The sequence below is a fragment of the Pseudomonas sp. CMR5c genome (assembly GCF_003850545.1).
Classification (GTDB): Bacteria; Pseudomonadota; Gammaproteobacteria; order Pseudomonadales; family Pseudomonadaceae; genus Aquipseudomonas; species Aquipseudomonas piscis.
On record NZ_CP027705.1, the window covers coordinates 4,832,205 to 4,856,781 of the forward strand.

The 24,577-nt window shown below is 62.1% G+C and carries 29 protein-coding genes; 12 read left to right on the forward strand and 17 right to left on the reverse strand.

Translation table 11 applies throughout. The features are described from left to right. The first annotated feature begins 115 nt into the window (after positions 1 to 115). Complete coding sequence (locus C4K40_RS22035) at positions 116 to 511, forward strand: hypothetical protein (RefSeq protein ID WP_053133148.1); 396 nt, start codon at positions 116 to 118, stop codon at positions 509 to 511. A 2-nt stretch (positions 512 to 513) separates the two neighbouring features. Next, positions 514 to 996, forward strand: coding sequence for a GreA/GreB family elongation factor (locus tag C4K40_RS22040; RefSeq protein WP_022640078.1), 483 nt, complete (start codon positions 514 to 516; stop codon positions 994 to 996). A 12-nt stretch (positions 997 to 1,008) separates the two neighbouring features. On the opposite strand, the gene cysB is transcribed toward C4K40_RS22040, so the two are convergent. The 5 genes from cysB to C4K40_RS22065 all read right to left on the reverse strand — a co-directional run bounded on the left by cysB (position 1,009) and on the right by C4K40_RS22065 (position 4,956). After that, positions 1,009 to 1,983: an HTH-type transcriptional regulator CysB gene (gene cysB, locus C4K40_RS22045; protein WP_022640079.1), complete on the reverse strand. Its 975-nt coding sequence runs from the start codon at positions 1,981 to 1,983 to the stop codon at positions 1,009 to 1,011. 111 nt (positions 1,984 to 2,094) lie between these two features. After that, entirely contained in the window at positions 2,095 to 2,595 is a 501-nt protein-coding gene (locus tag C4K40_RS22050) for a universal stress protein (protein WP_022640080.1), read from the reverse strand. Between the two features lie 84 nt (positions 2,596 to 2,679). Beyond that, positions 2,680 to 3,585 carry a 5'-nucleotidase gene (locus C4K40_RS22055; protein WP_022640081.1) on the reverse strand — a complete coding sequence of 302 codons (906 nt, stop codon included), beginning with the start codon at positions 3,583 to 3,585 and terminating at the stop codon, positions 2,680 to 2,682. A gap of 31 nt (positions 3,586 to 3,616) precedes the next feature. After that, positions 3,617 to 4,570, reverse strand: coding sequence for a putative 2-dehydropantoate 2-reductase (locus C4K40_RS22060; RefSeq protein WP_053133151.1), 954 nt, complete (start codon positions 4,568 to 4,570; stop codon positions 3,617 to 3,619). After that, positions 4,570 to 4,956, reverse strand: a complete 387-nt coding sequence (locus C4K40_RS22065; protein ID WP_053133153.1) for a thioredoxin — start codon at positions 4,954 to 4,956, stop codon at positions 4,570 to 4,572. Before C4K40_RS22065 ends, C4K40_RS22060 begins: the two co-directional genes overlap by 1 nt. Here C4K40_RS22065 and C4K40_RS22070 point away from each other — a divergent pair. Further along, positions 4,955 to 5,389, forward strand: coding sequence for a PilZ domain-containing protein (locus C4K40_RS22070; protein WP_031320260.1), 435 nt, complete (start codon positions 4,955 to 4,957; stop codon positions 5,387 to 5,389). The two genes, C4K40_RS22065 and C4K40_RS22070, sit on opposite strands and share 2 nt — an antisense overlap. 142 nt (positions 5,390 to 5,531) lie before the next feature. Continuing rightward, complete coding sequence (locus tag C4K40_RS22075; protein WP_022640085.1) at positions 5,532 to 6,608, forward strand: 3-deoxy-7-phosphoheptulonate synthase; 1,077 nt, start codon at positions 5,532 to 5,534, stop codon at positions 6,606 to 6,608. 57 nt (positions 6,609 to 6,665) lie between these two features. On the opposite strand, the gene C4K40_RS22080 is transcribed toward C4K40_RS22075, so the two are convergent. Next, positions 6,666 to 6,947: a GNAT family N-acetyltransferase gene (locus tag C4K40_RS22080; protein ID WP_022640086.1), complete on the reverse strand. Its 282-nt coding sequence runs from the start codon at positions 6,945 to 6,947 to the stop codon at positions 6,666 to 6,668. Between the two features lie 633 nt (positions 6,948 to 7,580). Between C4K40_RS22080 and oprI the strand changes: the two genes are divergently transcribed. Continuing rightward, on the forward strand, positions 7,581 to 7,832 hold the full coding sequence (gene oprI, locus C4K40_RS22085; protein WP_003448337.1) for an outer membrane lipoprotei OprI: 252 nt from the start codon (positions 7,581 to 7,583) through the stop codon (positions 7,830 to 7,832). A 126-nt stretch (positions 7,833 to 7,958) separates the two neighbouring features. On the opposite strand, the gene C4K40_RS22090 is transcribed toward oprI, so the two are convergent. The 3 genes from C4K40_RS22090 to C4K40_RS22100 all read right to left on the reverse strand — a co-directional run bounded on the left by C4K40_RS22090 (position 7,959) and on the right by C4K40_RS22100 (position 10,022). Next, positions 7,959 to 8,933 carry a L,D-transpeptidase family protein gene (locus C4K40_RS22090; RefSeq protein WP_031320262.1) on the reverse strand — a complete coding sequence of 325 codons (975 nt, stop codon included), beginning with the start codon at positions 8,931 to 8,933 and terminating at the stop codon, positions 7,959 to 7,961. A 133-nt stretch (positions 8,934 to 9,066) separates the two neighbouring features. After that, entirely contained in the window at positions 9,067 to 9,360 is a 294-nt protein-coding gene (locus tag C4K40_RS22095; RefSeq protein WP_007931378.1) for a hypothetical protein, read from the reverse strand. 56 nt (positions 9,361 to 9,416) lie between these two features. Next, positions 9,417 to 10,022, reverse strand: coding sequence for an arylesterase (locus C4K40_RS22100; RefSeq protein ID WP_053133156.1), 606 nt, complete (start codon positions 10,020 to 10,022; stop codon positions 9,417 to 9,419). Positions 10,023 to 10,032: 10 nt separating this feature from the next. Between C4K40_RS22100 and C4K40_RS22105 the strand changes: the two genes are divergently transcribed. Both C4K40_RS22105 and C4K40_RS22110 read left to right on the forward strand, forming a co-directional pair. Further along, the gene (locus tag C4K40_RS22105; protein WP_031320263.1) at positions 10,033 to 10,716 is read left to right on the forward strand and encodes an ABC transporter ATP-binding protein; all 684 of its coding nucleotides are present in this window, start codon (positions 10,033 to 10,035) and stop codon (positions 10,714 to 10,716) included. Then, complete coding sequence (locus C4K40_RS22110) at positions 10,716 to 13,226, forward strand: ABC transporter permease (protein ID WP_053133160.1); 2,511 nt, start codon at positions 10,716 to 10,718, stop codon at positions 13,224 to 13,226. The genes C4K40_RS22105 and C4K40_RS22110 overlap by 1 nt, the downstream gene beginning before the upstream one ends. Positions 13,227 to 13,250: 24 nt before the next feature. Here C4K40_RS22110 and greB read toward each other — a convergent pair whose 3' ends face one another. Then, positions 13,251 to 13,724, reverse strand: a complete 474-nt coding sequence (gene greB, locus C4K40_RS22115; protein WP_031320264.1) for a transcription elongation factor GreB — start codon at positions 13,722 to 13,724, stop codon at positions 13,251 to 13,253. A 295-nt stretch (positions 13,725 to 14,019) separates the two neighbouring features. On the opposite strand from greB, the gene C4K40_RS22120 reads away from it, so the two are divergent. Further along, positions 14,020 to 14,649 carry a response regulator transcription factor gene (locus C4K40_RS22120; RefSeq protein ID WP_022640091.1) on the forward strand — a complete coding sequence of 210 codons (630 nt, stop codon included), beginning with the start codon at positions 14,020 to 14,022 and terminating at the stop codon, positions 14,647 to 14,649. A gap of 86 nt (positions 14,650 to 14,735) precedes the next feature. Here C4K40_RS22120 and C4K40_RS22125 read toward each other — a convergent pair whose 3' ends face one another. From C4K40_RS22125 to C4K40_RS22135, 3 genes are all read right to left on the reverse strand, one after another. Next, the gene (locus C4K40_RS22125) at positions 14,736 to 15,044 is read right to left on the reverse strand and encodes a hypothetical protein (protein WP_053133423.1); all 309 of its coding nucleotides are present in this window, start codon (positions 15,042 to 15,044) and stop codon (positions 14,736 to 14,738) included. Between the two features lie 298 nt (positions 15,045 to 15,342). Then, positions 15,343 to 15,777: a DoxX family protein gene (locus tag C4K40_RS22130; protein WP_022640093.1), complete on the reverse strand. Its 435-nt coding sequence runs from the start codon at positions 15,775 to 15,777 to the stop codon at positions 15,343 to 15,345. A 101-nt stretch (positions 15,778 to 15,878) separates the two neighbouring features. Beyond that, on the reverse strand, positions 15,879 to 17,300 hold the full coding sequence (locus C4K40_RS22135; protein ID WP_053133164.1) for a transglycosylase SLT domain-containing protein: 1,422 nt from the start codon (positions 17,298 to 17,300) through the stop codon (positions 15,879 to 15,881). A 236-nt stretch (positions 17,301 to 17,536) separates the two neighbouring features. Here C4K40_RS22135 and C4K40_RS22140 point away from each other — a divergent pair, with 236 nt between their 5' ends. The 3 genes from C4K40_RS22140 to C4K40_RS22150 all read left to right on the forward strand — a co-directional run bounded on the left by C4K40_RS22140 (position 17,537) and on the right by C4K40_RS22150 (position 20,426). Then, positions 17,537 to 18,343, forward strand: a complete 807-nt coding sequence (locus tag C4K40_RS22140) for a TatD family hydrolase (RefSeq protein WP_022640094.1) — start codon at positions 17,537 to 17,539, stop codon at positions 18,341 to 18,343. Positions 18,344 to 18,428: 85 nt separating this feature from the next. Further along, on the forward strand, positions 18,429 to 19,910 hold the full coding sequence (locus tag C4K40_RS22145; protein ID WP_022640095.1) for a methyl-accepting chemotaxis protein: 1,482 nt from the start codon (positions 18,429 to 18,431) through the stop codon (positions 19,908 to 19,910). Between the two features lie 153 nt (positions 19,911 to 20,063). Then, positions 20,064 to 20,426 (forward strand): terminase, encoded by a 363-nt coding sequence (locus C4K40_RS22150; protein ID WP_022640096.1) that lies wholly within the window; start codon positions 20,064 to 20,066, stop codon positions 20,424 to 20,426. Positions 20,427 to 20,439: 13 nt separating this feature from the next. Here the strand turns inward: C4K40_RS22150 and C4K40_RS22155 are convergent, their stop codons facing one another. The 3 genes from C4K40_RS22155 to C4K40_RS22165 all read right to left on the reverse strand — a co-directional run bounded on the left by C4K40_RS22155 (position 20,440) and on the right by C4K40_RS22165 (position 22,537). Then, positions 20,440 to 21,237, reverse strand: a complete 798-nt coding sequence (locus C4K40_RS22155) for an acyl-CoA thioesterase II (RefSeq protein WP_022640097.1) — start codon at positions 21,235 to 21,237, stop codon at positions 20,440 to 20,442. Between the two features lie 109 nt (positions 21,238 to 21,346). Further along, on the reverse strand, positions 21,347 to 22,114 hold the full coding sequence (locus tag C4K40_RS22160; protein ID WP_053133167.1) for a CHAD domain-containing protein: 768 nt from the start codon (positions 22,112 to 22,114) through the stop codon (positions 21,347 to 21,349). A gap of 144 nt (positions 22,115 to 22,258) precedes the next feature. Next, entirely contained in the window at positions 22,259 to 22,537 is a 279-nt protein-coding gene (locus C4K40_RS22165; protein ID WP_022640099.1) for a hypothetical protein, read from the reverse strand. A 223-nt stretch (positions 22,538 to 22,760) separates the two neighbouring features. Between C4K40_RS22165 and C4K40_RS22170 the strand changes: the two genes are divergently transcribed. Beyond that, on the forward strand, positions 22,761 to 23,798 hold the full coding sequence (locus C4K40_RS22170) for a patatin-like phospholipase family protein (RefSeq protein WP_053133170.1): 1,038 nt from the start codon (positions 22,761 to 22,763) through the stop codon (positions 23,796 to 23,798). 1 nt (position 23,799) lies between these two features. On the opposite strand, the gene C4K40_RS22175 is transcribed toward C4K40_RS22170, so the two are convergent. After that, positions 23,800 to 24,495 carry a response regulator gene (locus C4K40_RS22175; protein WP_053133173.1) on the reverse strand — a complete coding sequence of 232 codons (696 nt, stop codon included), beginning with the start codon at positions 24,493 to 24,495 and terminating at the stop codon, positions 23,800 to 23,802. Between the last annotated feature and the right edge of the window lie 82 nt (positions 24,496 to 24,577).

Below are 24,577 nucleotides of genomic sequence, written 5' to 3' on the forward strand. Positions count from 1 at the left end.
CGATTGGCAAAGGCGCCGATTGTCCGCATAAATGCCCCTGCGCAGAAGAGCCGACCTCGATTAATCTTCGTGCGACAATCAGCTCTCGTTCAACCTTGCCCGCCAGGAGGCAACCATGCCGCACCGTCCGCCCGCCCGCCGCCCATTGCGCATCGGCTTCAATGCCCTGGCGCTCAGCGCCAGTATCGCCTTGGGCCTGTGGCTGGGGTTCCTGGCGATCGCCCTGACCTGCTGGCTGGCCTCGCACTTTCTGTTCAGCCAGCAACTGGCGCCGGTGGCCCAGGCCGTGCAACAACTGGGCAAACCCGCTGTGACCGCCCCCCAACAGCCCAACCGCCTGTTCGAGCAATACCAGGAAAACCTGCGCAAGAACGAGGAACTGCAATCCCTGGAGAACGCCCGTAGCAACCCGCGCAACCTGTCCAACCCCAAGTGCCAGTTCTGGCTGCAGCAGGACCAGACCGCGCCGAGCGACAAGAGCCGGGCCAACGTCCTGCAGTTCTGTAATTGACCATGAATAAACAGTCCGTCTACCAACTGATCCTGCAACAGCTCCAGGACGATCTGCAGATCGCCCTGCGAGCGGCGCAAACCGCCTACGAAACCGCGACCCACGAAGAGAACGTCGCCGAGAACAAGTACGACACCCTGGGGCTTGAAGCCGCGTACCTGGCCGCCGGCCAATCCAGGCGGGTCGAGGAAATCCGCCAGGCCCTGGGGCTCTGGCAGAACCTGGTCTTGCGCCCCGGCGATGCGCAATCGAGCATCCAGGTCGGGAGCCTGCTGGGCCTGGAAGATGAGCGCGGGCGCGAACAGTGGCTGTTCCTCGGGCCCGACGGAGCGGGGCTGAAGGTCCAGGTGGTCGGCCAGATGGTGACGGTGATCACTCCACGCTCGCCCATGGGCCAGGGCCTGCTTGGCAAGTTCGAGGGTGATGAAGTGGAAATCGTGGTGGCCGGCTCTCGGCAACAGTTCACTGTCACCGAGGTGCGCTAGGCCGGCGGGAAATCAGTGGACCGGTAGCTCGACGCCGTCGAACAGCTCTTCCAGTTCCTGCTTGTTATGGCACTGGATGGCCTTGGCCATGACTTCGCGAGTCAGGTGGGGGGCGAACTTCTCGATGAAGTCGCACATGAAGCCCCGCAGGAAGGTACCGCGACGGAAACCGATCTTGGTGATGCTCGACTCGAACAGCTCGCTGGCATCCAGTACCACCAGGTCGCTATCGAGCTTGGTATCCACGGCCATCTTGGCCACGATGCCCACGCCCAGGCCGAGGCGCACATAAGTCTTGATCACGTCGGCGTCGGCGGCGGTGAATACCACCTTGGGCGTCAGGCCGCGATGGCTGAAGGCTTCGTCGAGCTTGGAGCGGCCAGTGAAGCCGAACACGTAGGTCACGATCGGGTATTCGGCCAGGGTCTCGAGGGTCAGCTTCGGCAGCTTGGTCAACGGGTGGCCCTGGGGTACGACCACGCAGCGGTTCCAGCGGTAGCACGGCATCATCACCAGGTCGCCGAACAGCTCCAGCGCCTCGGTGGCGATGGCGAAGTCCACGGTACCGTCGGCAGCCATCTCGGCGATCTGCATGGGCGAACCCTGGTGCATGTGCAGGGCCACATCCGGGTACTGCTTGATGAAGCTGCTGATCACCGGAGGCAGGGCATAGCGCGCCTGGGTGTGGGTGGTAGCGATGGACAGGGTGCCCTTCTTTTCGTTGGAGAATTCCTGGGCGATCTGCTTGATGCTCTCGACCTTGCGCAGGATCTCGCCAGCGGTGTTGATGATTCGCTCGCCCGCCGGGGTCACGCGGGTCAGGTGCTTGCCGCTGCGGGCGAAGACCTCGACACCCAGTTCGTCCTCGAGCAGGCGGATCTGCTTGCTGATACCCGGTTGCGAGGTGTAGAGGCTTTGGGCAGTAGCGGAAACGTTGAGGTCGTGGTGCGCCACTTCCCAGATGTAGCGCAATTGTTGAAGCTTCATATCAATCCCTCAAAGCAGGTAGGCGCCACGGGTATCAGCGACGGTATATAACTATATTAATGGTCAGGAGAATAAATCTAGAACTTTTCTTCAGAATTTTCCATTCCGTCCTCAGGCGTCGCCCTGGCGTCGCCGCTGCACCAGGGGGACCAGGTAAACCGGCACTTTGGCCAGTTGCAAGACCCGCGCGGCGGTGCGCCCCAGCGGCGTTTGCGCCCCCACCCCATGGCTGTGACTTCCTACGATCAACAGATCCACCGAGAGTTTCGCCGTCTGCTCGAGTATCACCTGCGAGGGGTCTCCCTGCAGGACACGCACCGACTGGATCAGGGTCAGGTCCTGCATGCCCTCCCCCAGTTCTTCGCGAAAGCTGTCCAGCACCCGCTGCTCGATATTGGCCATCACCGTGTTCAGCCCCTGGCGATGGAACTCGTTCAGCGACTGCTCGTCCAGATAGCTCTGCAATACCGACTCGGCGAACAACCCCATGGGTTCGACGGCGTGCACCACGTGTAGGTCGGCATTGAACGTTCGAGCCAGTTCCAGGGCGTGCTGCATCACATAGGGGGCGTAAACGCCGAGGTCCGTGGCATACAGCATCGAACGAATCATACGACCTCCTCAACTGCCAATCTGGCGGAGATTGATTCAGCTTAGCAGTGCCTGGAGGTGTGCGAGCCCCGGATTCCGGGGGGCTCAGGCCTTGGCTTGGTTACTGATGCCATGGGGCACGTGACCGGTGGCTACCACCTCCCGCGCCAGCTCGCAGTGACCGGCCTGGTCGTCGAAGAACACATCGGCGGCGAAGGCTTCGAGGAAGGCGGCCTTTTCCAGGCCACCGAGAAAGAGCGACTCGTCGAGGCGGATGTTCCACTCGCGCAAAGTCCGGATCACCCGTTCGTGGGCCGGGGCCGAACGTGCAGTGACCAGTGCCGTGCGAATCGGGCAGGCATCGCCGGGGAACTCGCCCTGGAGCAGGTTGAGCGCCGCCAGGAATCCCTTGAACGGCCCACCTGGCAGAGGCTCGCGGGCCGACTGGCGCTCGCTGGCCTGGAACGCCTCCAGACCGCCGGACTGGTAGATGCGTTCCGACTCATCGGAAAACAGTACCGCGTCACCATCGAAGGCAATGCGCAGCTCGCCGTTCTCCGCCCTCCGGGTGCCACCGGAAAGAATGGTTGCCGCGGCAAAACCGGCCTCCAGCGCACTGCGCACATCCTCGGCATGGGTGGAAAGAAACAGGTCGCTGCCAAAGGCCGCCAGGTAAGGATAGGGGCTGCGCCCGCCAACGAAGGCAGCCCGGGAAATCCCCAGGCCATAGTGCTGGATCGAGTTGAACACTCGCAGGCCCGTGTCGGCGCTGTTGCGTGATACCAGCACCACCTCGACTCGCGCCCGCCCCAGGCTGGCATTCAGGCTCAGGAGCTTCTTGACCAGGGGAAAGGCATCACCGGGTTCGAGGATTTCCTCCTCATGCTCGATCTGGTATTGCCGGTAGGCCTCCACCCCCTGGGCCAGGTAGACCTTATGGCTATCACTCAGGTCGAACAGTGCCCGCGAAGAGATCGCCACCACCAGCTTGCCGTCCAGTCCCTTTGCCATATTCGCTCCTAGTTGAGGTGATGGGCCGGCCTCAGGCCGGATGCCGATCGATGAAGCCCAGGGCCTGGTACAACGCCCGGATCTTCGGCAGCTCGCAACCCGCTGCCTGCGCGGCAGCCAGCGGAGCAGCGTAGATGGCCCCGAGTTCCAGCGGGCGCCGCTGCAGGAAATCATGGTACATGCTGGGCCAATAGTCGGGCATGAGCTCGGTGGACTTGAACAACTGCTGGGCATAGGCCTCGGGAATGGCGTAGCCGCAGGCCGCAGCACCCTGCAATACCTCTCGCATCAAGTCCTGGATCAACTGCCGGCAGTCCGGGTCGGCCATCAGCGGCGTGGTACTCGCCCGCAGCAGCACCGACAAGCCGTTGTACGGCACGTTCCACACCAGCTTCTGCCAACGCGCCTGCTGCAGGTTGCCCATGGCCTGGGAATCGATCCCGGCTTCACGGAACAACCCGGCCCCCTCCTCGACGATCGCCTGGCGCAGTGCCGGGTCGCCGGCGGGACCGCTGTGATAGCCCAGGTTCACGGCGCCAAGGGCCTGATGCTCGATCTGCCCGGGGCCGGCACGATGGACACAGATGAAGCACAAGCCGCCCAATAGATGCAGCGAGTCGGGCAAAGCACCACGCAACTGGTCTTCGACACCCAGGCCATTCTGCAACAACAGGACCCTGGCTCCCGGGGCGGCAGCCTGGATGATCGCCGGTGCCAGTTGCAGGTTGCTGGTGGTCTTGGCGCCCACCAGCAGCCAATCGCAAGGCGGCATCTGCTCGGCGCTGGCGTAGGCCTGCACTGGATCGAGGGTCAAGGTGCCATGTACCGCGCTGGTCAAGCGCAGCCCCTGTTCGACGACGGCCGAAAATTCACTGCGCAATAGAAAGTGCACGTCGAAACCGGCACGGGCCAGCAGCAACCCATAAAAACCGCCGATCGCCCCGGTCCCGATAATGCCCACACGCGGCTTGCGAACTGCATCCATCACGGCAACTCCTCTGGTAATCGTTCAAGCGCCTGATCCAGGCCCAGGGCAAGTTCCCCAGCCGTCAGCCGCGATTCTATGCCCCCATGAAACCGAGCATCGCGCACCACGAACAATGCTGGAAGGTGGAACACCTGGTAACGCTCCACCGCGCCGCCATTGTCACCGGCATCGATCCAGCACAGACAATCGACCGGCAAATCCAGCCTGGGTAACTGCTGCCGTGCCCAACGGCAGGCGGAACAGCCGGGGCTGGTGAAGATCACCAGGGAAACCCCCGACAGCCCCAGCAAGGTCTGGTCGACGTCGAAATCGGTCAGCTCCAATTGGGCCACTATACTTCGGGAAACAATGTCAGTTGGACGACACTCGGAGTCTGCGGTCATGGGACGGTTTCTGCCTCATCCTGATGATGTTCCGGTTGAATTGACCCTGCGCAAGCATGCCTGCATTTCGCGCCAGCGGCTGCACACTATCAGCCTCGGCGGCATGGCCTGCAATTACCATCGCGCCTGGCGTCGCGGCACCGCGCTTGAAGTGCACATGCCGACCCTGGGCGAGAATGCCCGCTATAACGGCTATGTGGCCTGGTGCCTGAAGCGCAAGCGTGGCTACCTGGTGGGCATCGCCTTCGTCGACGAACAGACGTTGTTCGGCGCACGCATGAGTGAACAGGTCTGCCAGATCGGTCGCTACTGTCGCCTGCACGAGCCCCAGAGCGAACAGCAATGTATCGAGGCGCTGGCCCTGGACTGGGTCGAGCGCCACGCACAGGATTATTCCGAGGACCGGGTACGCCAGGCATTCATACAGCCATAGCCCCATAAAACCGCACCCTGCCCATTGTCGAGCCCCCGGGTAACGCGCTAAGGTTCGGCTCCCCGACGCGCCCAAATCCGCTGTGCTCCGCCGCTCTCGGGGATCGCTGGCGGCCGGCATCCGTGACCTGACGAGTAACACGATGGCTGATTTACCGATCAACGACCTTAACGTCGCCTCCAACGAGACCCTGATCACTCCCGATCAACTCAAGCGAGACATTCCGCTGAGCGACACCGCCTTGCGCACCGTGACCCGCGGTCGCGAAGTGATCCGCAACATCCTCGATGGCACTGATCACCGTCTGTTCATCGTCATCGGGCCTTGCTCGATCCACGATATCAAGGCGGCCCATGAGTACGCCGAACGACTCAAGGCCCTGGCCGCCGAAGTTTCCGACACTCTCTACCTGGTCATGCGGGTGTACTTCGAGAAACCTCGTACCACCGTTGGCTGGAAAGGCCTGATCAACGACCCCTACCTGGACGACTCGTTCAAGATCCAGGATGGCCTGCACATCGGCCGCCAGCTGTTGCTGGACCTGGCTGAAATGGGCCTGCCTACCGCCACCGAAGCCCTGGACCCGATCTCCCCGCAATATCTGCAGGACCTGATCAGCTGGTCGGCCATCGGCGCGCGCACCACCGAATCCCAGACCCACCGCGAGATGGCTTCCGGTCTGTCCTCGGCAGTAGGGTTCAAGAATGGCACCGATGGCGGCCTGACCGTCGCGATCAACGCCCTGCAATCGGTTTCCAGCCCTCACCGCTTCCTGGGGATCAACCCAGAGGGCGGCGTGTCCATCGTCACCACCAAGGGCAACGCTTACGGCCACGTGGTCCTGCGGGGCGGCAACGGCAAGCCGAACTACGATTCGGTCAGCGTCGCGGTCTGCGAACAGGCCTTGAACAAGGCCAAGGTCAAGCCGAACATCATGATCGACTGCAGCCACGCCAACTCCAACAAGGATCCGGCGCTGCAGCCACTGGTGATGGAAAACGTCGCCAACCAGATTCTCGAAGGCAACCAGTCGATCATCGGTTTGATGGTGGAGAGCCACCTGAACTGGGGCTGCCAGGCGATCCCCAAGGACCTGTCGGAGCTGCAATACGGCGTGTCGATCACCGATGCCTGCATCGATTGGGAAAGCACCGAGAAGACCTTGCGCAGCATGCATGCCAAGCTCAAGGATGTCCTGCCGCAACGCAAGCGCAGCTGATTTCGCCAGATACGAAAACGCCGGGCCAAAGCCCGGCGTTTTTCATTATCACCCTGTTCAGAGTTTTGCTGCGTGGCGCTGGTGGCGCTCCATATAGCGCTCCACATACGAGCAGGATGGGATCACTGTGTAGCCCATGCGGTCGGCGTACTCCAGGGCCTGCTCGGTCAGCGCCGCAGCGATGCCACGCCCCCGCAGGGCGTTGGGCACGAAGGTGCGGTAGATATCCAGGGTCTGCTTACCCAGGTCCATATAGGTCAGGTAGGCACGATGACCGTCCACATTGGTCTCGAACTGATGACCAACCTGGTCATGGTGGATGGACAACGCCTCGCTCATCACTACTCCTTGCGGGTCTGGAATGCTGACCCCTACCTTACCGATGTTTTTCCGGCGAAGGAACAACTTACGCCACCTCGTGCCTGTCAGGCGCCGAGTAGAATCTTGCACCAAGAGAGCACGTTACAAAATATTAGGCGCCCTTGGCATGAATGCTCAAGCCATACCCGTCACAGACCAGTACAAAATGACCCGGTGGCCGCTTGCCACCCCCGCCTGGCTCTGATTCAAGATACCTGGCAGTGATACATCGCCGGATGCTGAAACTTAAGACGAAGCAGCGCTCTTAAAGTCACCGTCCATAGACATAAAGAGCTCGCTCGAAACGTGCACAAAAGTGTCATCGACACAATATAGACCGACTTTAGTCTAGCGCCCGAAACTGCGCCTGGAAAAATTCCGGGATCAATGCTGGCAAACAAGCAGCACTCATGCCCTGCAAGGCCTCTGCGTTGAATATTTTTTATACAGGCGGTTTGTAGAGTTGATCGAAAAAGATTCACCACCTAGAATTTTTTTTGCTTCTTGCGCTACGTCAGTTTACTTACTACAAGTAATGGGTAGTATGTACGCCGGCTATTTCCTCGTTTCGAGGTGATAGCCACTAATAGAAAGTCCTTGAAGGGGAACACGATGAACAACGTTCTGAAATTCTCTGCTCTGGCTCTGGCCGCAGTTCTGGCTACCGGTTGCAGCAGCGTATCCAAAGAAACCGAAGCTCGTCTGACTGCTACTGAAGACGCAGCAGCTCGTGCTCAGGCTCGTGCAGACGAAGCCTATCGTAAAGCTGATGAAGCTCTGGCTGCTGCTCAAAAAGCACAACAGACTGCTGACGAAGCTAACGAGCGCGCTCTGCGTATGCTGGAAAAAGCTAGCCGCAAGTAATAGTCCCTCGGGATTGTTATCGAGCCGATCCAATTTTTTGGGTCGGCTTTTTTATTGCCTGGCTTTTGCCTCGGCAATAAAAAACCCGCCGCAGCCAACAGGCCGCGGCGGGTTCTCTTGAGCCGCTTACTGCGGCATTTCAAAAGGTGTGCTGGACAACGATGTCGCGGGGGCAGCCGTTGGCACGGCAATCTCTACCGGCAAGCCATCTTCGGCCGCCACTACATCGCGCACCACATCCCAGTTCATACGCAGGTTGTTAGCCAGGTCTTCGCGCTTGAGCAAGGCGTTGATTACCGCAGTGTGCTTGTCGACCACCGAAGGATTGCCTTTATCATCCAATGGCGTATGAGCCTCAAGATAGACTTTGCCGGCACTGATACCGAACTTGTACGGTTCATTGATGATACGCACGGAAGTTCCCACCGGGACCATACCGGCCATTTGCAATACGTTGTTGTTGAGCATGCGGAAACAACCATGGCTGGTGCGCATGCCAATCCCGAACTTCTTGTTCGAACCATGAATCAGGTAGCCGGGCGTGCCCAGGGTGAACTTGAACGGCCCCAGCGGGTTATCCGGCCCGGCCGGCACCACGCCAGGCAACGGATCGCCATCGGCAGCGTGTTCCGCCCTGATCGAGGCAGGCGGCGTCCAGGTCGGGTTCGGCGTCTTGGCGGTGATGCTGGTATGCGCGATCGGCGACCCCCAGCCTTCTCGACCGATCCCCAGCGGGAAGGTGTAGACCACGCTCTGCCCCTTTGGAAAGTAGTACAGCCGATACTCCGCCAGGTTGATCACGATACCTTCGCGCGGCCCCGGGGGCAGGATGAAGCGAGTGGGCAGGATCACCTCGGTGCCCGCACCCGGCAACCAGGGATCGACACCCGGGTTGGCCGCCACCATCTCCAGGTAACCCAGGTCGTTGGCCGTGCCCAGGTCGGCGAAGGTATCTTCGTACTTGGCCTTGATCACCTGTACCTGGCCGACGATATCTTCGCCGGGAGGAGGCAGGGGGAATTCCAATGCGGCAACAGGGCCAGCCACACACAATGCGGCAAGTGACAGGCAACGGGTGAGGACAGGGAGGCGCGGCAACATCCAGATAATCCTTCGCATGTACAACCAATGAAAGAAACACGATTGTACACCCCGCCCCAAGGCTCCGGGAGCCAGGCCGGGGGAGACAAGCGCACATATGCAATCCCTGCCGAAACGACCCGCTAGCGGCCGCCTACAACTCGAAGCGTAGCTCGGGCCAGATCGGCGGAGTGCCACGTTTCTGCGACTCGAGGATCGCCCGGCACAAGGGGCAGAGTCGCTGGTCCTGGAAAATCGTCCTGTCCACGCTCGACCAACGCGGTTGCGCCGGCAATAACGTGCCGCACAAGGTGCGGTCGGCGGAACCGCCCAACTCCAGCTGTCGCGTCACCAGGTGCACCCTGACCTCCTGACAAGCGAACAGGTCAAGCTGTTCATCAGGCTCGATCAGTTGGTAGGCAAACAGGGACCAGGCGGGACGCGGCATCGGGGGCTCCAAATCGGGGGCGCAACATTAGCCGAAACACCGCCACTAGAAAAGCGTCAAAGCAGCGGTTTTAGCGTCGGCCAGACATTTTCCAGCAACTTGTCCTGGGCCACTGCCGCCGGGTGCAGACCGTCCGCTTGCATCATCTCCGGGTGACCGCCGACCCCTTCGAGAAAAAACGGCACCAGGGCCACCTTCTTGTCGCTGGCCAGTTGGCCATAGACCTTGGCGAAAGCCTGGGTATAACGCACGCCGTAGTTGGGTGGTAGTTGCATGCCCAGAAGCAGCACCTTGGCCCCCGCGGCCTGGGAACTGTCGATCATCGAGGCAAGATTTTGTTGCAATTGCTGGGGGGACTGGCCTCGCAGGCCGTCATTGCCTCCAAGTTCGAGTACCACCACCTGCGGCTTATGCTCCGCAAGCAGCGCCGGCAGCCGTGCCTGGCCTCCGGCACTGGTATCACCGCTGACCGAGGCATTGATCACCCTGGCGCCGAAACCCTGGTCGTCGAGGCGCTTTTCCAGCAGTGCCACCCAGCCCTGGCGGGTATCCAGGCCGAAAGCCGCACTGATACTATCGCCCACGATCAGGACCGTTCCCGCCGCTGCGTTCTGGACCATGCACATCAGGGCCAGGCCGGCACTCAAAAACCATACACGCATCGGATTCTCCATGGGCGCAAGTATTCTCACTGCGCGGAACCTTAGCAAAGTGGTTCCCAGCGCGGAAGGCGAGCTGACTATCCTCCACGAGCTCAGCCTGGAGCTCGACCAGGGCGACAGCCTGGCCATCGTCGGTGCCTCGGGCTCCGGCAAATCCACCCTGCTCGGCTTGCTGGCAGGCCTCGACCTGCCCAGTAGTGGCCAGGTCATCCTCGCCGGCCAGAGCCTCGGCCAACTGGATGAAGATCAGCGGGCCCGCGTCAGGGCCGAGCATGTGGGCTTCGTCTTCCAGTCCTTCCAATTGCTCGACAGCCTCAACGCCCTGGAGAACGTCATGCTGCCCATGGAGCTGGACGGCCGCCGCGATGCTCGCGAACGCGCTACCGAGCTACTGCGCCGGGTCGGCCTGGGCCAACGCCTGAGTCACTCGCCGCGCCAGTTGTCAGGTGGAGAACAGCAACGGGTGGCCATCGCCCGGGCATTCGCCGCCGAACCTGACGTGCTGTTCGCCGACGAACCCACCGGCAACCTCGATAGCCATACTGGAGAGCGTATCAGCGACCTGCTGTTCGAACTCAACAGGGAAAGCGGTACCACCCTGGTGCTGGTGACCCATGATGAGCGCCTGGCCCACCGTTGCCAGCGCCTGATCCGTCTCGAAGCGGGCTCGCTGGTCGCCCCCCTGGAGCCTTGATGGCACGCCTGTCCCTGTTGCGAGTCTTCAGCCTGGCCCTGCGCCAATTGCTGCGTGATGCCCGGGCCGGTGAGCTGCGGGTCCTGTTCTTCGCCTTGCTGGTGGCCGTTGCGGCGAGCACGGCCATCGGCTATTTCGGCGCCCGCCTGAACGGAGCGATGCAGTTGCGGGCCACCGAATTCCTCGGCGCCGACCTGTTGCTCGAAGGCAGCTCGCCAGCACATCCGCAACAGATCGACAGCGGGCGCGTCCTGGGCCTGGAACACGCCAGTATCGTAGAGTTCTCCAGTGTCATCGCCACGGACAACGGTATCCAGCTGTCGAGCATCAAGGCCGTGGACAGCGCCTACCCGTTGCGCGGCCAGCTCAAGAGCGCCGAAGCCCCCTATGCCAGCGAGATACCTGGTGGGACTCCCGGGCCCGGCGAAGCCTGGGTCGAGCCGCGGTTGCTGGCCGCACTTAACTTGAAGATCGGCGATAGCATCGACGTCGGCAGCAAGACCTTGCGCCTGGCCCGGGTCCTGACCTACGAGCCGGATCGTGCCGGCAACTTCTATAGCCTGACGCCCCGGGTGCTGATCAACCTGAATGACCTGCAAGCCACCGGCGTGGTCCAGCCCGGCAGCCGAGTCAGCTACAAAGAGCTCTGGCGCGGCCCTGCACCCGCCCTGGAGGCTTACCGCCAGCAGGTCAAGCCGGGGCTTCAAGCCAACCAGCGACTGCAGGATGCACGCGATGGCAACCAGCAGATCGGCGGCGCACTGGGCAAGGCCGAGCGTTACCTGAACATGGCCAGCCTGGTGGCGGTACTGCTCTCGGGAGTCGCGGTGGCGCTATCGGCCAACCGATTCGCTGCGCGCCGTTTCGATGCCAGCGCCTTGTTGCGTTGCCTGGGGCTATCGCGCCGGGAAACCCTGTTGTTGTTCACGACCCAATTGGCATTGCTCGGTCTGCTGGCCAGCCTCAGTGGCGCATTGCTGGGATGGCTGGCGCAGTTGGTGTTGTTCTACCTGCTGCACGGGCTGCTACCTGCCGATGTTCCTCCGGGAGGCCTGCTGCCGGCCATTGCCGGCATCGGTACCGGGCTGGTGGCCCTGGCCGGCTTCGCCTTGCCGCCCCTGGCAGCGCTGGGCCGCGTGCCGCCCTTGCGGGTCCTGCGTCGCGACCTGCTGCCGATCCCACCCAGCACTTGGCTGATCTATGGCGTCGCGCTGCTGGCCCTGGGCCTGATCATGTGGCGCTTGAGCCTGGATCTGATCCTGACCTTCGCCCTGATGGGTGGAGGCCTGGTCGCCGCGCTGGCCCTGGGCGGCCTGCTATTGCTGGCGCTGCAGAGCTTGCGCCGGTTGCTGGCTCGCTCCTCCCTGCCTTGGCGCCTGGGCTTGGGCCAGTTGCTGCGCCATCCCCTGGCCGCCGCCGGGCAATCCATGGCGTTCGGCCTGATCCTGCTGTCCATGGCGCTGATCGCCCTGTTGCGGGCAGAACTGCTGGACACCTGGCAAAACCAATTACCGAAAAATGCTCCCAACTACTTCGCCCTGAATATCCTGCCAGCCGACAAGCAAGCCTTCACCGAACGCCTGCTGCAGTTGTCCGCTCCATCCGCCCCCCTGTACCCGGTGGTCCCCGGACGCTTGGTGAGCATCAATGGCGAAGCGGTGCAGCAGATCGTCACCAAGGAGTCCAGTGGCGATCGAGCGGTGCAACGCGACCTGAGCCTGACCTGGTCTGCCGAATTGCCCGCGGGCAACCAAATTACCGCAGGAAGCTGGTGGTCGTCCTCGCCCCAGGCGGATGAGGCACTGCCTGGTGTATCGGTGGAGGCCAAGGTGGCCGAAAGCCTGAAACTGAAACTGGGTGACCAGTTGACCTTTACCGTTGCCGGTGTGAACCGGCAAGCCCGGGTCACCAGCTTGCGCAGCGTCAACTGGGACAACTTCCAGCCGAACTTCTTCATGATCTTCCAACCTGGAACCCTCAAGGACCTGCCGGCGACCTACCTCACCAGCTTCTACCTGAGCCCCGGGCACGACCAGCAAGTGGTGGAGCTGTCGCGGGCCTTCCCGGCAGTGACCATTCTCCAGATCGAGGCCTTGCTGGAGCAATTGCGCAGCATCCTGGCCCAGGTCACCTTGGCGGTGGAGTATGTGCTGCTGTTCGTACTAGCGGCAGGAATGGCGGTACTACTGTCCGGTTTGCAAGCCACTCTCGACGAACGCCTGCGCCAAGGTGCACTACTACGAGCACTGGGCGCCGAACGACGGCTGCTGGTCAAGGCACGACGGATCGAGTTCGGCCTGCTCGGGGCCATGAGCGGCCTGTTGGCGGCACTGGGTTGCGAACTGGTCAGCCTGGTGCTCTACCGCTTCGCCTTCGACCTGCCCTGGCACCCGCACCCCTGGCTGTTGTTGCTACCGCTGGCTGGTGCGGTGCTAGTGGGGGCAGCCGGGGTGTTCGGTACCCGGCGAGCGCTCAACGCCAGTCCATTGAGCGTTCTGCGCGAGGGATGAGAGCTCGCCGCTGCGGTGGCGAGCCTACTTCTGGTAGTCGATCTGGTTGATCCACCAGCAGGTCTCGCCCGCCGGAGTCACGACGATGGCTTCATCTCCCACTTCCTTTTTCAGCAGGGCCCGAGCCATGGGCGAATCAATGGATATGTAGTCCTTGCGCTGATAGATCTCGTCATAACCCACGATGCGAAAACGCTTGATCTCGGCCGCTTCGTTCTCGACTTCGACCCAAGCGCCGAAGAACACCCGGCCCTCCTGCTCCGGCGCATATCCCACTACCCGCATGTCCTCCAGACGCTTGCGTATGTAGCGCACCCGGCGATCGATTTCCCGCAGCAGCTTCTTGTTGTACTGGTAGTCGGCATTCTCACTCCGGTCCCCCAACGAAGCGGCCCAAGTGACCTTCTGCGTGATTTCCGGGCGATGTTCCCGCCACAGGTAATCCAGTTCCTGCTTGAGAGCCTCGTAACCTTCCTGCGTGATGAGCTTGGTACTCAATTGGCTTGTCATCTCCCAGCCCGGCAGGCTGCTACGTTGTTTGAATGAATCGCAAAGCACGGTCACCAGGGAGCATCGCCGCTCCACCACTTCCGCTCTATACAACTATCAGATTTGTCCGATTTAGATCTCAGAAAAATCGACCAATCATTTGATCAAGAGGACAAAGCCTCAGACGACAAGGCACCTTTTCAGCAGCGCTCTCAGTACTCCAGGCCGCTCGCCAGCTGGAGCCCTCCACTTCAAGGACTCTCAAGGTGCCTCTCGATCCGCCGAAAATCAAAGGGAGCCACCGATGGGCAGCATCATCATCGTCGATGACCATCCACTGATCCGCCTGGCGCTCAGGTCGGAACTGGAAACCCGGCAGTACACCATAGTCGGCGAAACCGACAATGGCGCAGACGCCGTGCAACTGGTACGCCAACACAACCCGGACCTGCTGATCCTCGACCTGGGCATTCCCAACCTGGACGGATTTTCGGTCATCGATCACATCAGGTGTATCCAGAAGCCTCTCAAGATCCTGGTGGTCACCGCCAGTGAGTCGAAAAACTACGCCTTGCGCTGCCTGCAGGCCGGAGCCATGGGTTTCCTGAGCAAGACCGAAAACCTCCACGAACTGGGTCATGCCGTCAAAGCCATATTATCCGGCTATATCTACTTTCCCGATGACACCCTCAACCTGATGCAGCAGAACAGCCGTGCCACTGATCAGGAGAGCGTGCTTATTTCCCGTCTCAGCGATCGCGAGATCACGGTCCTGAAACTACTGGCCAATGGGCTGAACAACCAACAGATCGCCGATAACCTGCTGATCAGCCACAAGACCGTCAGCACCTACAAGATTCGGCTATTCAAGCACTTCAACATTTCCAACCTGGTAGCCCTGGCCGAGTTGGCGAAGCGCAATTCGGTGGTGTGAATGACTGCTCGCCAGTCGGACTGGAACCATCGCTGGTGAGCCCTTGGTACCGCCGACCGATACGGGTCCGACTGGAACGAGGACGCTCAACGACGAACGATCAACCCTTGCCGGGCGACACGGGTCAATTGCTTGATGACTTCAGCGGCGTCCTGCGCCTGGGGAGCGGGGATGACCGCCAGGTCGAAATTGTCACTGGCAAAACGAGCCAGGGACTCACCGTCCTCGACAAACTGGATCAGGAACGCCGCCGGTCCAGTGGAACGCCGGGGCCAGCCATCGAGATAACGCAACAAGGTAGGTTGGTGCTGACCGCTGAGGAGGATTTTCGGATTGCGCGGGGAAAGACTCGCCGTGATTGGCGCAAGACGTACAAGGGGGCGTGGTGCATTCATCGTATCGTGTCTCTGCCTCAAGTTTCTGCCGGGCAGGTGAGAGGCAACACCGAACCAGCGCTTTAGCGGTACTTCGAAGCCGGACTGGCTTCTGGCAGCAAGCTTTCGGCTTGCCTGGCGCCCCGCAAGTAGCTGTTTAAATCGGCGCATGAGCAGCATCCTAGAGAAGCTGGCCGGTCAGTGTCAAGATTCCAGCAAGACGAAAAAAGGCCTGCATCGGCAGGCCTTGGGGCATTCTTGCAAGCACTTGATCCGGGACAATCGCAGGAGCTGCGCCCACCCGGATCGACCGCCAGGATCACTTGGCGATGGACGCATCCAACGAGAGTTTGCCGGCCCCTTCGATCAGCACCGCCAGGGTACCGCCGAGCAGCGCCAGGGCGAATTCGTAGCCATTGTTAGCCATGAACAAGCCATTGCTGATATGCACCGAGAAGATCGCCACCACCAGGGTGAAGGTCAGGCCCAGGGCCGCAGGACGGGCCAGCAAACCGATGATCAGCGCCAGGCCGGCGAAGAACTCGGTACCACCCGACAGCAAGGCCATCAGGTAACCCGGGGCCAAGCCGATGCTTTCCATCCACTGGGCAGTGCCCGCCAGGCCGCCACCACCGAACCAACCAAAGAGTTTCTGCGAACCGTGGGCCGCGAAGATGATGCCGACAAGGATGCGCACGACGGTCAGGCCATAACCTGCGCGGGTTCCCAGTACATTCTTGATCAAAGTGCTCATGCTGTGTGTCCTGTGTAAGGGGGAGAAGTTGGTCGCCATATTAATCAGTTTTTATCATGTTAAAAGCGGAAATACTCCGGCATAACAATCAAATTTTTCGATTATTTGCGCGATACAACTTTTCGCTCACGAGGCTCCAGGGAGTCCCGTTCGCGATCGAAGGCCAGATAGTATTTGTTGACACTATTAACATAGCTGACCGCTCCCATCCCCACCTGCTCCATGGCGATGCGCTCCACCTGGAAAAACCACTGGTTCGGGTTCAACCCGCGACGCCTAGCCTCGGTGCGCATGCCCTGGACCCGCTCCGGCCCCATGTTGTAGGCCGCCAGGATGAACGCCATCCGCTCGCGCTCATTGAGCTTGGGGCTGGCGAAGAATTTGCGACGGATCATGGCCAGGTACCTGGCTCCGGCCTGCACATTGCTGTCCACGGATTGGATATTGCTCACGCCCACCCGCTGCGCCGCCGAAGGTGTGATCTGCATCAGCCCGGTGGGACCGCCACCACTCCTGGCACTGGGCTGAAGTGCCGATTCCTTGAAGGCCAGGGCTGCCAGGTTCAGCCAATCCATGCCCTGTTCCCCGGCATGCTTTTGCAGCACCGGTCGCAACTTCTCCAGGCGCTGGCGATCGGCCCGGGCCAGCGGGTAATGCACCTGGTACTGGCGGCGGTAGATACGCAGGAAGGCCGCATCCTGGTCCGCTGGCGCCTTGTAGGTCTTGAGGAACCGATCGATGCTCGCCCGCAACATCGAGGCATCACGCCGGACGAACCAGTGTTCCTCCCCGGGCTCGCTGATCTTCAGTTGCCGGTCCAGGCGCAACTTGCCGAGGATCTTGCCCCAGCGCTCGGCAATCGGCTGCTCGACTATGGTCAGGTGGAAGATGCCGCCCTGGACCATTTCCAGCACATCCTCCACCGCCAGGCTGGGATCGACCCACTCGACCTTGATCGGAGCCAGCTTGTGCAGGGCCAGCTTCTGGTTGATCTGGCTCACCGCCTCGCCGGCAGCGCTGCCGGTGGTGAGGGTCAGGGTCTTGCCGGACAGTTGCTCGACTCGCGTATAACGCCGCTCCCCCTTGATTCCCACCAGCAGCAACGGAACGTTACTGGCGATCGGATCGCTGGAGCTGACCGCATGCCCGGGCTGGGACTCCAGCAACTCCCCTGGGGCCACCAGGTCTCCTTCTCCGCGCTGCAGGGCGCCCAGTAACTGGTCCTTGGCCTTGGGGATGATCTTCAGGCTGATTTCCTGGCCATCGCGGGCATGGCCATTGAGGTACTGCTCGAAAGCCCGCAGGCGATGGTACTCGACCCCGATGGGCTGGCCCTGGACTTCACCGGAGCTGTTGCGGCTCTGGTTGACCAGCACCCGCAGCACCCGACTGCTACGGATTTCCGCCAGGTCGCGGACCTTGCCCTTGGCCTGGACTTCCGGTGGCCCGGCCAGGCGCGCCACCGCCGGCAACGGCAGGAGCAGGGTCAGGCACAGAGCGAGCAAGATCGAGGGTCGGGTCATCCGTTCTCCGCATGGAATACTGTTCAACCCTTCGTCGCTTTTCCGGGGTTGATCGCCAGAAACTAAGCGCCGTGGGCGCTGGCAAGGTGCGAAAGACAGCTGAAATGGCCGGTGCGAGCGCTGGGCCATTGCTGTTTGCGACAGCAAGAGACAGCTTCAACTCGTTGTAGTTCTTGGTTTTTCTTATTAAATCCAGAGCTCTGATATGCTTTCCGACCGCAGGCGGAGATAGCACCATGCAACTCATCGATATCGGCGTCAACCTGACCAATCCCTGTTTTTCCGAAAAACGCCAAGCGGTTCTCGATCGTGCTTATGAAGCTGGTGTCTGCCAATTGATCGTGACCGGAACCAGCGTCGAGGGCAGCGAACAGGCCCTGGACCTGTGCCAACAACTGGATCCCGAGGGCCAGAGGCTGTTCGCCACTGCCGGCCTGCACCCCCACAGCGCCAGCGACTGGAACCCCGACAGCGCCCGGCGCCTGCGAGCCTTGCTGGGCGAATCGCGGATAAGGGCGGTGGGCGAATGCGGCCTGGACTTCAACCGGGATTTCTCACCTCGCCCGCAGCAGGAAAAGGTCCTGGAAGAGCACCTGGCCCTGGCGACCGAGTTGCAACTGCCGGTGTTCCTCCACGAACGCGATGCCAACGAGCGCCTGTTGGCTATCCTGAAAGACTTCCGGGACCGTTTGCCGGCAGCCGTGGTGCATTGTTTCACCGGTGAGCAGCGAGCGCTGTTCAGCTATCTCGACCTGGACCTGCATATCGGTATCACCGGCTGGATCTGCGATGAACGCCGGGGGACCCACCTGCATCCGCTGGTGCGGGAGATTCCCCGGGGCCGCCTGATGCTGGAGAGCGATGCGCCGTACCTGTTGCCACGCAGCCTGCGGCCGAAACCGAAGAATGGCCAGAATGAACCGGCCTACCTGACCGAGGTGCTGCGTGAAGTGGCCTTGCACCGCCAGGAAACACCGGAGGACCTGGCTCGCCACAGCACAGCCTGCGCCCGGGCGTTCTTCGGCCTGTCAGAAATTGCTTGATGCATATCAAGATTTTTCTTAACGCATAACGGCACAATAATGGCACCTTGCCAATACTATTCCGCTCAATCAGAGAAGACCTTCTATGGGTGCCTGGCTTAGCAATATCTCGCTGAAATACAAATTCTGGGCGGTCAATGCGGTCGCCTTCGTCACCACCTTGTTATTAGTGCTGTACGCCGTGCAACTGGAACAACAGGCCCGTAGCCAGAGTGCCCAGGCCGCTGCCCAGGCCCAGGCACGCCTGCTCGATGCCTGGCCTGTCGACAAACCGCTGCCCAGCGCCGAGAACCTGGTGTTTTTCTCCCGAGGGCAGACACCGGCCCTGAACGACCAGCCGGTCCCCGAGCTGAATGGCGCCAGCGGCTGGGTCGAACTCAACCACCTGCCGCTGTTCGGCGACAACCCGCTGTTGGGCGCTGAGGTCATAGGCCGCGCCGACGGCCAGCAAGTCGCCGTAGTGGCCCATACTCCCAGCTTCGCCCAGGTGTTCGGCGATCGCTTCACCAACTACGCAGTCGCGGTGTTCATCCTGATGTTCGCCATGCTCTGCGCTTCGCAGTTGCTGATCCGCTTTCTTCTCAGCCAGCTCAACACCCTCAAGGACGTGATGCTGCACGTTGAAAAGACCGGCGATTTATCCGCCCGGGTACCGCTGTCCTGCAAGGACGAAGTGGGCCAGATGGCCAGCGCCTTCAACGCCATGCAAGCCGGCTACCAGCGGGTGGTGAACACTGTGGCCAATACCGCGCGCCAGCTTGACCAGGGTGCCGCACGCTTGGCATCGAGCATGAACGACGTGCGCCACGGCATGCTCGGCCAGCAAAGCGAAACCGACCAGGCGGCGACGGCGATCAATGAAATGTCCGCCACCGTCTACCACATCGCCCAGCATGCCGGGGCGACCCGGGACCTGTCGCAAACCGCCGATGCCCTGGCCGGTTCCGGGCATGAGGTGGTAGGCCGGGTGCAGAAGTCCATCGCCGGGTTGTCCAACGGCGTGCAGCAGACCGCCGAGATGATCCAGAAGCTGGCCGAGGACAGCCAGAAGATCAACGGCGTGGTCAACGTTATCCACAGCATCGCCGAACAGACCAACCTGCTGGCGCTCAACGCCGCCATCGAGGCCGCGCGGGCTGGCGAGATGGGCCGCGGCTTCGCCGTGGTGGCCGACGAAGTACGTAACCTGGCCAAGCGCGTGCAGACCTCCACCGATGAAATCACCAGCATGGTCTCCGCCCTGCAGGCAGGCACCCGAGACGCCGTGGACTTCATGCAGGAAAGCTCGTTCAAGGCCGATGATTGCGTGCAGCAGGCCCAGGAGGCCGGCGAAGCCCTGGCGGAAATCACCGGTGCCGTGGCGCAGATGCGCGAAAGCAATACCCAGATCGCCGTCGCGGCGGAACAGCAGAGCCAAGTGGCCGAAGAAATGAACCGGGCGGTGGTGAGCATCCGTGACGTCACCGAAAACACCGTGCAGCAGACCGTAGCCTCCGCCACGACCAGCAGCGAACTGGCCACCCTGGCCGGCGAACTGAGCAAGGCCATCGGCCAGCTCAAACTCTGAGCGACAAGACCTGCCAAAGGGGGCGAACTGCTCGCCCCCGCCTCTGCGCCTCCACGCCTGCGCTATCGAGACGATAGCCAGCCTTGATTCGTCGCCGTGCGGCTCGCGCCCTATCCTTGGTCCATGAGTTTCCAGACACTAAGGATGAGCATCATGGGCCAACGCCACCCCAACCTCCCCGCCTGGCAATGGCGGGTCTACCCGAACAGCCACCAGCATCCGACCAACCTGGTGCTGCACCTGATCGCCGTGCCACTGTTCATCGTCGGTTTCCTGCTGATTGCCTCGGGAGTGTTTTCCCTGAGCCTGCTGAGCCTGGCCATCGGCGTGATCGGCATCCTCGCGGCCCTGGGCCTGCAACGCCACGGCCATAGCCTTGAAACCCAGGCCAGCGAGCCTTTCACCGATCGCCAGGACGCGGTCCAGCGCTTGCTGGTGGAGCAGTTCGTGACCTTTCCCCGCTTCGTCCTGAGCGGCGCCTGGCGGCGTGCCTGGATGCAACGCCACCGGCACTGACGGCCACAGGGGCTCAGCCGAAAATGGTCACCGTCTGCCGACTCAGTGCGACCAACCGCCCATCGGCACTCCACAGTGCGGCAGCGGCATGCCCATAGCCGTCGCGGGCATGCTCGATCTCCACCCGATACTTGCACCAGTCCAGGGTATCCAGCTCCAGCAGCGGCTGGACGAATTCGATGGTCCAGGTCAGGGTGCTGCCGGCGGCGGGCTTGGTCAGGTGCGGCAACAATGCCGGAGGCCAGGCATCCACCAGGGCCAGGATGTGCGCTTCGGTCACCGGTTCTTCCTTGACGTCGCCCCGCAGACGCACCCAGCCCCCCATGTCCCGTGAGCGATTGCCGGTGAACGGCATGCCACCGATGCTCCAGCGCATCGCCAGGTGGCGCATGAATTCCGGAGTCACACCCGGGATATAGGGCAGCTCCTGGCAATCGTCCCAGTGCTTCATTTCGGGTGCCGGCAAGGCCTCGACACTCACTACCGACTCCCGCGAGGCGCCGAAGCTGCCCTGCACCAACGTCACGACCTGGCCTTCCTGCATCACCCGCCCCAGGACCTGGCTGACTGCCTTGCCCTCACGCAGCACATCCACTTCGAAACTCACCGGCACCTCGGGAGCCACAGGACCGACGAAGGTCACCGCCAGGGAGCGCACCGGGCGGTCCGCCGGGACCTTGGCACGCATCGCCTCGTACTGCAGGGCCACCACCAGACCGCCGAAGCTGGCCCGCCCCTGGGCCCATTGCGCCGGAATGGTCAGGGCCTCGGGCTGCTTGCGAACCGCTTCGAGCAAATCATAGAAACGCATGAAAACCTCTACAGGAAATGAATGAACCCAAGGATCTTAACCAGCGAGCCAAGGCTCTACAGCAACCATTCCGGCCAAAGCAGCGGACAGATAGGCCGCTGGCCGATGCTCAATGACCGAAGCAATCGCCGTACAGTTTCTCCAGCATGCGGTCGGCACGCGCCTCGGCCTTGAGCATGGTGCTCCGCCAGGTGGCCACGCAAGGCAGCAGGTCCGGCTGCTGCTCGGCCTGGGCCAGCCATTGCCAACAGTCATGCCAATCACCCAGCGCCGCCTGGGCGGCCTTGAGCCGCTTGATGGCCGGGCCAGGCAAACGGTCCAATTCAGGATAGGACTCGGCGGCATAACGCACCCGCTTGATCAGCAAGCGCAGGCGATGGCGGTCGTGGGCCGGATCCTCCAGTGCCTGGCCCAGGGCCTGCCACTGCTTGCCCAGGCGCTTCTCGATGCGCGGGCGCAAGCCGCCCAGCAACTCCTGGCGCTGGGCGGCCCTGAGAAATCGCGGGAATGCATCCAGCACCATGACCAGGCGCGCCAGCTCGGGCCCCGCCGCCACGGCAGGATACTCCTGGGCCAGCAGTACCGTGCGGCGGTCGCCGGCGGCATGCTGGCCATGCTGATGCAGGTAGGCCGCCAGGACTTCGCGATCCCGGATCGGCGTGGTCACGCGCCCTACTTGCGCACCGGCCTGTTCCAGCTGCTCGACTCCCGGCAGGCCGCGCAACGGCCGCAACAGGCTGCGCAAGCGCCGTACCCCGACACGCAGGTCATGCAGCGCCTCGGCGTCCGTGGCGGCCGCCAGGCGCGCCTGGCAGGCCAGCAAGTTCACGTCCAGGCTCAGGATCCGAGCCACCAATCGATCAACCAGGGCAGACATCAAGGATTCCCCAACACAACTCAACCAACCCGGTGCCGGCTCGTCCGGCCCCGGAATGAAATCGCGGGCCGGTGACCGGCATTACGTCCGGCCCGCGGCCCGCGATCTTCGATTTTGCCGGCTTAGCGTAGCGCTTGTCGCCTTTCAACGTCCGGCACGTGATTCGCGAATATAGAAACGCGCCTTCTCGGCCTTGTTGGTGCAGCCTTCGAAGGCTTCGAACTGCTGCTGGGTCTTGGCGCCCGTCAGCAGCGACAGCGCCTTGGAGTAGCTCACGGTGCCGGCGAAACCCTCGGCCTTGGCCAGGTCCAGCTCACGCCAGGCGGCATCCAGCTGGGTACCGCAGCTGTCACGGTAGGCGGTCTTGCCTGCGCAACCGGTCAGAACCAATGCAATCAGGGGCAAGCAGATCCAGGCTTTCATCAATGACACCTCAAGAATGGGAATACAGTCGTACGGGTTAAGACGGTGGCGGTGAAGAAAAGTGCCAAGGCCACCTCCAGGAAAATATAGCCGCAGGCGCCGTGGCGCGAGGCTCGACGTCAGTCCGCGACGCCGTGCCGAGGCGCATTCCCGGGCCAGCCGCGATTGAACCTCGGGGCGCTAAGGGTGCATTGTGGCAGCCTGCTTGGCGAAAGGACGAATCATGAAAAAACGTGTCGCACTGGTCCTCGGTTCGGGAGGTGCCCGTGGGTACGCCCATATCGGGGTCATCGAGGAAATCGAAAAACGCGGTTACAAGATTGCCTGCATCGCCGGCTGCTCGATGGGGGCGGTGGTGGGCGGCATCTATGCGGCAGGCAAGCTCGACCAGTACCGGGAATGGATCGAGAGCCTGGACTATCTGGATGTGCTGCGCCTGGTGGACGTGAGCTTCCGCCTGGGGGCGATTCGCGGCGAGAAGGTCTTCGGCCAGATTCGCAAGATCGTCGGTGACATCAACATCGAGGACCTGCGCATCCCCTACACCGCAGTGGCGACCGACCTGACCAACCAACAGGAAATCTGGTTCCAGGAAGGCTGCCTGCACCAGGCCATGCGCGCCTCGGCGGCGATCCCCAGCCTGTTCACCCCGGTGATGCAGGGCAATCGCATGCTGGTGGATGGCGGCCTGCTCAACCCGCTGCCCATCGTGCCGGTCGTCTCCAGCCACTGTGACCTGATCATCGCGGTCAATCTCAACTCCACCAACCAGCGGCACTATCAGTTGCCGGTGATCCAGCGCCCGCCAGCCTTCAAGAGCCGCTTCGACAGCCTGATCAACTCGCTGGGCTCGCGCCTGCCATTCCGGCGCAAGCAGGCCGAGCAACTGTTGCTGCTGGAGCAAGAGGCGTTCAGGAGCGATGCGGCGCAGATCAATCCCTGGGTCGAAGGCGCCGAACCTGAGTCCCAGCAGCCCGCCGCGGCCCCGGAAACCGACGGTGCCCCGAGGTCGGCCAGCGGCTCGTTCATCGTCGATAACGTCGGCCCCGCCTCGCTGCTGGACCTCGTCAACCAGAGCTTCGAGGTCATGCAGACCTCCCTGGCCCAGTACAAGATCGCCGGCTACCCGCCGGATATCCTGGTCAACGTACCCAAGCGGGTGTGCCGTTTCTTCGAGTTCTACAAGGCGCCGGAACTGATCGCCCTGGGTCGGGAAATCGCCAGCGACACCCTCGACCGCTACGAACAGGAGCAGCCCTAGCTCAAGCCTCCCCCGCCAGCAGGCGATAACCGACCCCGGCCTCGGTGACGATGAAACGCGGCCGGGTCGGGTCGTCTGCCAGCTTCTGGCGCAAGTGCCCGACCACGATCCGCAGGTAATGGCTGTCTTCGGTATGGGTCGGCCCCCAGATGCCCTTGAGCAGTTGCTGCTGGGTGATCACCCGCCCCGGGTGGCGAGCCAGCTGGGCCAGCACAGCATATTCCTTGCGTGTCAGGGCTACTTCCACGCCTTCGAGCAACACCCGGCGGTACGCCAGGTCGACCGTCAAGGGCCCCACCTGCAACGCCGCTTCCTGGACTTCTCCGGACGGGGCCTGGCGCAACAGGGCACGTATGCGAGCCAGGAACTCCTGGATGCCGAACGGCTTGGTGACATAGTCGTTGGCCCCACCGTCCAGGGCTTCGACCTTCTGCAACTCGCTGGCCCGCACCGAGAGCACCAGCACCGGTACCGCCGACCACTCGCGAAATTCGCGCAGTACCTGCTGGCCATCCATGTCCGGCAACCCCAGGTCGAGCACCAGCAGGTCCGGTTTGTTCAGCGCCGCCTGGGCCAGGCCCTCGGTGCCGGTGCCGGCTTCAATCACTTTGTATCCTTGGGACGCCAGGCTGATGCGCAGGAATTTGCGGATCTGCGGCTCGTCGTCGATGACCAGGATGGTCGCGGTCTGGCTCATGGGTTCAGTTCAAGACAAATAAGAGACAAGAGAGTAGCGCAACGCCAATCTCCTCCAGAGAGCTTTTGCAGGAGCCCCAGCC